Origin of the sequence: Cephaloticoccus capnophilus (assembly GCF_001580045.1) — a bacterium.
GTDB lineage: Bacteria > Verrucomicrobiota > Verrucomicrobiia > Opitutales > Opitutaceae > Cephaloticoccus > Cephaloticoccus capnophilus.
The window spans coordinates 1-8,670 of record NZ_LSZP01000063.1; the positions used below are offsets into that span (position 1 = coordinate 1).

Annotated in this window: 6 protein-coding genes; all 6 read left to right on the forward strand. The window is 56.5% G+C overall.

Annotation, left to right across the window (positions count from 1 at the left end):
* Positions 1–379 precede the first annotated feature (379 nt).
* On the forward strand, positions 380–1,192 hold the full coding sequence (locus tag AXK12_RS08345; RefSeq protein WP_068713364.1) for an ABC transporter permease: 813 nt from the start codon (positions 380–382) through the stop codon (positions 1,190–1,192).
* Between the two features lie 173 nt (positions 1,193–1,365).
* Positions 1,366–3,639 carry a hypothetical protein gene (locus AXK12_RS09185; RefSeq protein ID WP_156468947.1) on the forward strand — a complete coding sequence of 758 codons (2,274 nt, stop codon included), beginning with the start codon at positions 1,366–1,368 and terminating at the stop codon, positions 3,637–3,639.
* A 64-nt stretch (positions 3,640–3,703) separates the two neighbouring features.
* Positions 3,704–4,681 carry a GDP-mannose 4,6-dehydratase gene (locus AXK12_RS08355; protein ID WP_068713369.1) on the forward strand — a complete coding sequence of 326 codons (978 nt, stop codon included), beginning with the start codon at positions 3,704–3,706 and terminating at the stop codon, positions 4,679–4,681.
* Between the two features lie 47 nt (positions 4,682–4,728).
* Positions 4,729–5,715, forward strand: coding sequence for a GDP-mannose 4,6-dehydratase (gene gmd, locus AXK12_RS08360; protein WP_068713370.1), 987 nt, complete (start codon positions 4,729–4,731; stop codon positions 5,713–5,715).
* 36 nt (positions 5,716–5,751) lie between these two features.
* A complete protein-coding gene (locus AXK12_RS08365) occupies positions 5,752–7,263 on the forward strand; it encodes a glycosyltransferase family 4 protein (RefSeq protein WP_068713373.1) in 1,512 nt (503 codons plus the stop codon).
* The coding region (locus AXK12_RS08370) for a glycosyltransferase family 4 protein (protein ID WP_068713375.1) at positions 7,260–8,670 on the forward strand (1,411 nt) is incomplete at its 3' end. The genes AXK12_RS08365 and AXK12_RS08370, both read left to right, overlap by 4 nt.

An 8,670-nucleotide genomic window follows, 5' to 3' on the forward strand; every position in this document is an offset into this window, starting at 1 on the left:
GTGGGTCGGAAATTGCAGGACCTGGAGCTTGAACCCACACCCAAGCGCCGCACCGCAGCTCACGAGTAAGGCACTTTCTCCACTACGCGTGGGGCGGCAGGGGGGGAAAGTAGAGTGATAGCCCGTTTGGGCGAGGCGGGGGAAATCACCAGTAAACTCCCGCCTCCAAGCAATGGGGGCCTTTTCACAGAGCCGCTTGGTTGCTGTGCGAATGCACGGCAGCCAAGCGGCTCTGTAAATGGGTGCAGGCACAGCCTGCCGCACCACGCGCAGTGGAAAAAAGCGTTATCAGTACGGCGCGTGTTTGAAACGGGGGCAGGCCCGAGTTGCTCGCAAGAAAGGTTGAATAAGCCGCAGGCAAAAGCCACGCCTTAGGCTCATGCTTCGGATTTTTTGCCCAAACTTCATCACCGACCTTTGGCGCCACCGCGAGCTGCTTTGGCAGTTTACGCGTCGCAACATTGAGCTGCGCCACAGAGGCAGCCACCTCGGGCTCGTATGGTCGTTTCTGAACCCACTGCTCATGCTCGGGCTCTACGTCATGGTCTTCGGCTACATCTTTAGCGGGAAATTTGGCGTGATGGAGAGCGAGACACGCATCGACTACGGCTTGGGGATTTTTCTCGGGCTCACCCTCTTTCACTTCATCTCGGAAACGCTAGGAACCGCCCCCAACGTGATTTTGGGAAATCCCAACTTTGTTAAAAAAGTCGTTTTCCCGCTCGAAGTCCTTCCGGCAGCCAACGTCGGCAGTGCCGCCTTCCACCTCGTAATCAGCCTAAGCCTCACGCTAATTGGCACCATTTGGCTCGGCCCGGGCCTTCACCTCGGGCTTCTGTGGCTGCCGGTAATTTTGCTCCCCCTGTTTCTTATGGCACTGGGCATTAGCTGGCTCCTCTCCGCGGTGGGCACCTTCTTTCGCGACGTCGCCCAAGTCATTGGCTTCATCAATATGGTGCTCCTCTGGACGAGTGGCGTGTTTTTCACCGCGCACAAATACGCCGAAGCGTGGACTTGGCTGCGCTACAACCCACTGCTCCTCGCAATAGATCTCGCCCGTAACGCCGTCCTCTGGGAGCACCCGCTCGTCACCGCACACCTGCTATACGTTTATGCGTGGGGTGCCGGGCTCTGCCTATTCGGCTACTGGATTTTCAAAAAAACCAAACCCATCTTTGCCGACGTGCTGTAGTTAGCCCCCGCTTCGCCCTCCCTCCCTGCCCCAATGCCCCCTTTCCGCTATGCTATAAAATAGTGGTATAGGCGCACGCTAAAACTCATCGCGCCCACTGAGTCTCTTAAAAAGAGAGGTATCCACCCTCAGCTACCTCTCCACTTTTCAATATCCCCAAGAAACCAATAAAAATGCTCAAGTTACCCCGTAATTTATCAAGCATCTCAAACAGAGCCCTATTTATATTTGGCCTGCTAGCTACGCTGTTAATACAAGCAGCAGTTCCGTTTTTAACCGTTCCTACATTTGGCCCAGCCCTCTGGGCCACAGGATTCTCCCAGTCCTTTATTAATGAGTCTATCTTTAGTATTTATGCTCGAAATTTCGGTTTGCCCGAAGCGGCCCCAATCGCCTTTGGGCTAGCAGGGGTGTGGCCAGCAGGGCTTCTAATCAAACTCGGGCTTCATCCTGCAGAGGCATACACCACGATGGCGGCACTATGGAGCGTGCTAGGCTTCTCGTCTGCATATCTAATCGGGCGCCACTTCTCGCTTTCCCCTAAAATCTCTACCTTAGCGGCGGTCACATGGGGCACCATGCCGATTATCTGGATTAACTCAGGCTACACAATGACCTCCATTGCGATGGCCTTATTTCCTTTCTACATCCTTTCCGTCCTCCACCTATTCAACTCAAAACCCAGCCCAGGAAGGCCATGGAGTAAAACAATAAAGACTGCGTCCCTATACCTCTTAGCATGTCTTATCTCTGTTTTTATGGATGGCTATACATTCATAATGTTTGCAGTCGGCAGTAGCATTTTCGCAGCAGTCACATTTATCCAAGACAAGTCAGCACGCACGTGGCTACTGACAAGAGCGATCCCCATTCACATAGTTTCCTTCGGACTCTGTTACTATCTCTATACTATTTATATTGGAAAAAGCGATTTCCCTCAATCGGGAATAGCCTATATTCGTTCAAATGGGATTGATCTCTCATTTTTCCTCATTCCGCCCCGGGGCGTACACTGGCTAATGGATAGTTTGGGGCTAAGTATCCAGCGTTCGGAACATCAATTTTTCGGAAACTCAACGACGTGGCGCGCCTCTTTCTGCGCCCCCATTATTCTGGGATCGATATGGGCAGTGTGGACGCTAAGACTGAAAAAATCGCATACATTAGCACTAGCCTTATGCATGCTTTTTGGGCTCTACATGTCCCTAGGGCCATCTTTAAGAATCAACTCCAAAAGGCCCGAAATACACCGTAATAGCGTCGCAATGCCAGCCGAAGATGCGATCATGCCTACTGGGTCGGCTTTCATCTCCCAGCATCTTCCCGGGTTCAAGCACATGAGGGTCCCTAACCGTTGGCTCATCTTAGGACTAGCGGGAAGCTGGGGCTTGATTCTCTTGGCGTCATCAACCGAAGGCCGAAGAACTAAAATCACAGGAATTTGTTTCCTCGGGGCAGTAACACTTTTAAATCTCCCCAACATCCCCAGAAAATTAAAATACGATATTTCTCAAAGAGAGCAATTTCACAGGATCGAGAGAGACTTTATTGGCGACCTAAGTCGAGGCGTTCTAGAGGGCGAAAAAGTAGCCTTCCTGCCTTGGGGAAACGATTTCTTGGTAAACTATGCCGCCGCCCGACTTAAAATAGCCACCTATAATATTGGCGGCGACAAGAATCTTATCATGGCTAGGAAACACTGGCCTCTATCAATGCGTCAGTTCCAAAAGGAGCGCCCTCGCGGGGATATCCTCATGGAGGAATTCCCGGAGGGCACAGCCAACCCGAATACTTTGATTAACATCGCTTATCTTTTAGAAACCGAGGACGCCGATGCGGTGGTCCTACCCTACGTAGACCTGCTCTGGGCAGCGCACGGGTGGCCTGCCCCCTTAAAACTCAGGAATAATATAACGCCCATTCTTGAGGCCCTAGAAGGCTATGAATCTATAAAAGTCTCAAACTACGACTACTATTCTACGATTAGGCTATCCTCGAAATCCTCAAAAGGGGCAACTAAAGAAATAGTTAAAAAAATCGGAGCCCCACTGGTGTCATTACCGATATTCACCGAAGGGTGGTATGGATATGAACACAACAAAAATAGTAAATGGCGTTGGAGCTCAGGAAATTCGGAACTGCTAATTCTCAGCTATGACACTGGCCCCATTGAGGTCGAAGTCTCTTTCTCGATTCAGTCGATTAGCGAAAGGGAGCTAAGGATCACCGGCCCTAGCGAGGAATTGCTATTTCACTCGGATAACCTTAGAGAAACAGTACACGTCAAAATCCCCCGTCTTGTATTAAAACCGGGAGTGAACTCTCTAACCTTTAATACATCCACCCCTCCGCCAGAGCACCCCAGTGACAGCCGCAAGCTTGCTTTTCGGGTGATAGATTTTTCAACTTATGAAGTTGAACGCTCGCCCCTGAACACGTCACAATAAAATCGATCCTCCATCAACTCCCTATTATTACTAAGCAGCTACCCGATTATTCGTAAATAAACCAATGCGCGCCTTTATCACAGGAATTACGGGACAAGATGGATCTTACCTAGCTGAGTTGCTCTTAGGTAAAGGCTACGAAGTGCATGGCCTCGTCCATCGACCCGACGCGCTGGCGGCCAGCAATATCGCTCATCTCGTTCGCGATAACACCTTACTCGGGAAGCGCCTTTTTCTACATAACGGGGCCTTTGAGGATGCGACTCACTTGCGCCGCATAATCAGCAAAGCCCAGCCCGACGAACTGTATCACCTTGCCGGGCAATCCAGCCCGCGGCTTAGCCTCGAACTCCCCGAGAGCACGGTCGACAGCATCGGCATGGCGACCTTACGGCTCCTCGAAATCCTGCGCGACCTGCCCAAGCCGACCAAGTTTCTTTACGCCTCCTCTAGCGAGGTTTTCGGCTCACCGAGTCACTCCCCACAGGACGAACACACGCCGCTCAAGCCCACGACTCCCTACGGCGCGGCCAAGGCATTTTCCCAACAAATGGCGCGAATTTATCGTACCGCCTATGGGCTGCCTACTTGTGCCGCCATTCTCTACAACCACGAGTCGCCACGCCGCAGCACGAGCTTCGTAACGATGAAAATCGCGCGCGCCGTGGCCCGCATCAAGCATGGGCTGCAAGACTCCCTCACGCTTGGCAGCCTGGAGGGGCATCGCGATTGGGGCTGGGCGCCTGACTACGTACGCGGCTTGTGGCTGATGCTCCAGCAACCGACTGTCGATGACTACGTGCTAGCGACCGGGCAGCTTCACTCCGTCAAGGACTTGGTGAAAGTCGCGTTTGCCGAAGTGGCGCTCAACTGGCGCGACTACGTGCGCTACGACGACGCGCTACTCACCGCAAGCGTCGAGCCTATCGCCTCCTGCGGTAACCCCACCAAAGCCCGTGCGGCCCTGGGCTGGCAAAACACCGTCCCCTTCCCCGAAATCGTCGCCAGACTCGTACAAAGTGAATTGGCAAAACTCAGCTAAACCTCTCGCACTCGCAGTGTTTATGCGTTTTTCTCCTCAATTTTTACATGGCTAAGAAAGCACTCATTACAGGAATAACGGGCCAAGACGGCTCTTACCTCGCTGAATTCCTCCTCGAAAAAGGGTACGAAGTTCACGGCCTTGTACGGCGCGCCAGTACGCTCAATCGTGCCCGAATCGACCACCTCCAAGGCTTTGAGCACGGCGAGAACCCGCGCCTCATCTTGCACTACGGCGACCTCGCCGACAGCGTCTCGCTGGTAAAGCTGCTGTACTCGCTCCAGCCCGACGAGATCTATAACCTTGCTGCGCAAAGTCATGTGCGCGTGAGCTTCGACATCCCCGAATACACGAGCGACGTGACCGGCGTCGGTGCGGGTCGAATCCTCGAGGCGATTATTGAGTCGGGGATCGGCAAGAAAGTCCGTTTCTACCAAGCCTCCTCCTCTGAGATGTTTGGCAAGGTCCAAGCCGTGCCGCAGACAGAGACCACGCCCTTTTACCCGCGCTCGCCCTACGGTTGCGCCAAGGTGTTCGCACACTGGCTGACCGTAAACTACCGCGAGTCTTACAATCTCTTCGCGTGCAGTGGTATCCTCTTTAACCACGAGTCGCCCCGGCGCGGCGAAAGCTTCGTCACTCGAAAAATCTCAATCGCTGCGGCCCGCATCAAGAAAGGGCTCCAGAAGGAACTCTACCTCGGGAACCTCGACGCAAAGCGCGACTGGGGCTACGCCAAAGAGTACGTCGAGGGCATGTGGCTGATGCTCCAGCAAGACAAGCCCGACGACTATGTGCTCGCGACCAATGAGACGCACACAATTGAGGACTTCCTGAGTGCCGCGTTTGGACACCTCGACCTCGACTGGCGCGACTACGTAAAGTTCGACTCGCGCTACCTGCGCCCGGCGGAGGTCGATCTGCTCATTGGCGACTACTCAAAGGCCAAGCGCGCGCTTGGCTGGGAGCCACAAACCCGCATGCACGGCCTCGCCAAACTCATGGTCGATGCCGACCTCGCCGCACTGCGCTAAAGGCACCGCACGCGCCCACTCGTCTTTTTTACCGCAATGCCCGGACGCCCCAAAGTCTTGCGCCTCTTAGTCGATCTCGAAGCCCTGCTCCCCGGCGGTTCAAACGGCGGCATCAAGCCCGCGCTGCGTGAGCAGTTTCGTTGGTTGGGTGCGCAACGCGAGCAGCCTTTCGAGTTTATCTACCTTTGTCGCCCCGAGGTTGCGCCTGAGCTTCGCCGCGAATGGATGCGGCCAAACGACCGCCTCATTTTCGCCCAAGAGGCAGCGCCCAACATTGCCGAACTGGAGCACTGCGACCTCGTTTACAGTGCCTTCGGGATGACACGCTGGGCGTATCCCGGCATTCCCACCGTAAAGATGGAGGTCGATGTGCTACATCGCGACTACCCAGAAAGTCTCAGCGAGGGCGAGCGCCAGCACCGCGAGCGCCATTTCTGTGAAGCGGTAGAAAAAGCCGACCTCTTTCAGGTCAACTCCGACTACACGGGCCAACGCCTCGGGCATTACTACGGCGTGGAGCCCGAGCGCATCGTCCGCACTTACCAGCCGATTCAACACCGATTTACAGGCTACGCCGCCTCTGCGACCGGGGCTAAGCGCCCGCCCGCCGCGCCCTACTTTTTTTACCCGGCCAACGCGTGGGCGCACAAAAACCATAAAACCCTCCTCGTCGCCTACGCGCTCTACCGGCACGAGGCACAGTGCGCCGCCGAGCCGGTATGGCGACTCGTCCTCACAGGCACCGACGATGAGTCCATGCGCGCGTTACGCGCATTGGCACACACGCTCAGCCTAGAGGAGCACGTCGACTTCAGAGGCTTTGTCGACGAAGCGACACTCAGCCGACTTTGGGCAGAGGCCGGAGCACTCGTCTTCCCCTCCCTACACGAGGGCTTCGGCATCCCGCTACTCGAAGCGATGAGCCTTGAGGTGCCCATCCTCGCAAACCGTGCCACCGCGATTCCCGAAGTCGCGGGTGATGCCGCACTGCTGGTCGACGCCCGCTCCCCCGAAAAACTCGCCTGCGGGCTACGCCAAATCGCCAACGATGCCCCTTTGCGCGCCGCCCTCGTCGAGCGCGGCCGCGCGCGCCTCACGCACTTCTCACTGCCTAACGACTTCGGGCCGCTCATCCCGGCCCTCCGTGCTCTGGTCGGCAAATCGACACGACTCAAGCACTGGGGCTACTACGAGGACCGCCTCACAGGGCCACTGGCGACCTTTGCCCTCCCTGTCGAATCACAGGATCTGGGCACGGCGACGCTCCACTATCAGACCGAGCCGCTTGGCCATCCGCGCACCGTGGAAATCCACGTCGACGGCCAGCTCGTCGCGACCCTCGACATCCCCGCAACCGCTCCCGCCTCTGGCGAAATCCCTCTCCCCATGGGCGCGCGGACGCTCAGCCTTCACACGACCAATGCGGCCCGCGTAAACAAAGCAGACTCACGCAAACTTGGCATTCGACTCACCCAACTCGAAGTCCGCCACGCCCTATCGGAGCAGATAATAGACCTACTTCCCGCGCCCCGTAGTACCGCCTCATGAAAATCGGTTACGACTATACTCAACCCTCACAAACTCCTGGCGGCTGTGGCTGGCACGCACACTCCCTTCTCGTCGAAATGGCACGGCTGGCCCCCGAGGCTGAGTTTCTCGCGTATCGACACTTTGCCGGCCTGTTCATCCATCCCGAGGGTCGTCTCGCGCCGCTGCCGCCCTTCCCCAATATCCGCGATCCGCTGGCCGGGCTCCCCTTTGAAAAAGTAGTAAAAACCTGGCACGAGGCACTCGCCAACCACGAAGCCCCCGGGGAGCCCGATATCGTCCACTCGCTGCTCTTTCAGGCCCCGGCCCAGAAAAAAGCAAAACTCGTCGTCACGGTCTTTGACCTCGGCTTTTGGGTGCACCCCGAGTTTACGACCGAAGGGATACGCAGCGGCTGCCAGCGCGGCATCTTGGATGCACTCGAAAATGCGGATGGGCTGATTTTTTCCTCAGAACACTCGCGCCAAGAATTTGACCGGCTACTCCCTCACTACCGCCGCAAAGGCGAAATCCCCTCAATCGTCACACCGCTCGGCTGCCGCTACGCGCCAATATCGAACGACGTCGCGAAAACCAATGCGGCCCGCCACGGCGACTATTGGCTCTTCGTCGGCTCCATGGAGCCGCGCAAAAACCTAGTCGGACTACTCGACGCTTACGAAGCCTACGCCCACGAACACCCTGCCCCCAAACCGCTCCACTTCGTCGGCGGCAGTGGCTGGAAAAACGAAGAAATTCGCGCGCGGCTCGCGCCCCTCGAAGCGCGTGGGCTCGTCAAGCACCTCGGCGTCGTGGCCGACGAGGAGTTGCCACAGATTTATCAGAACGCCGAGGGCTTCCTGTTTCCCTCTTGGTATGAAGGCTTCGGGCTCCCTGTTCTCGAAGCGATGAGCCAAGGCTGCCCAGTCATTTGCTCCGACCGCAGCTCTCTGCCCGAAGTCGGCGGCGACGCCGTACTTTACTGCGATCCCGCGGAGCCGAGCACCATCGCCGATGCGATGCGCCGGATTGAGGCCGAGCCCGGACTGAGAGAAAAACTCATCCCCCTCGGCCTCAGCCAAGCCTCCAAGTTTAGCTGGGAAAGCGCCGCACGGCAGACCCTCGCGTTTTACGAGGAAATCCTCGCGGCGCCCACTGGCACAGGCATGCCTCAAGCCGCCACCCACAATGCGGCGTCCTACACACCGAAAGCCACTCCCCCTTCGGCTAACACGCCTCAGCGCAACTTCTGGCAGAAGTGGTTTCCCTCCCCCAAGAAAAACCAAGAGCGAGTCGATACCCTAGAGGCCGAGCTCACCTTACTCCAACAGCGGTTGACGCAACTTGAGAGTCAAGGGGCGGCCAGTGCCGCTGCGGCCGAGCAGCGTTTTGCGCAACTTGAGAGTCAAGGGGCGGCCAGTGCCGCTG

What these genes read in the sequence shown, in the direction of transcription:
- AXK12_RS08345 (WP_068713364.1), top strand. Translation starts at nt 380, where the DNA reads ATGCTTCGGATTTTTTGCCCAAACTTCATCACCGACCTTTGGCGCCAC.
- AXK12_RS09185 (WP_156468947.1), top strand. Translation starts at nt 1,366, where the DNA reads ATGCTCAAGTTACCCCGTAATTTATCAAGCATCTCAAACAGAGCCCTA.
- AXK12_RS08355 (WP_068713369.1), top strand. Translation starts at nt 3,704, where the DNA reads ATGCGCGCCTTTATCACAGGAATTACGGGACAAGATGGATCTTACCTA.
- gmd (WP_068713370.1), top strand. Translation starts at nt 4,729, where the DNA reads ATGGCTAAGAAAGCACTCATTACAGGAATAACGGGCCAAGACGGCTCT.
- AXK12_RS08365 (WP_068713373.1), top strand. Translation starts at nt 5,752, where the DNA reads ATGCCCGGACGCCCCAAAGTCTTGCGCCTCTTAGTCGATCTCGAAGCC.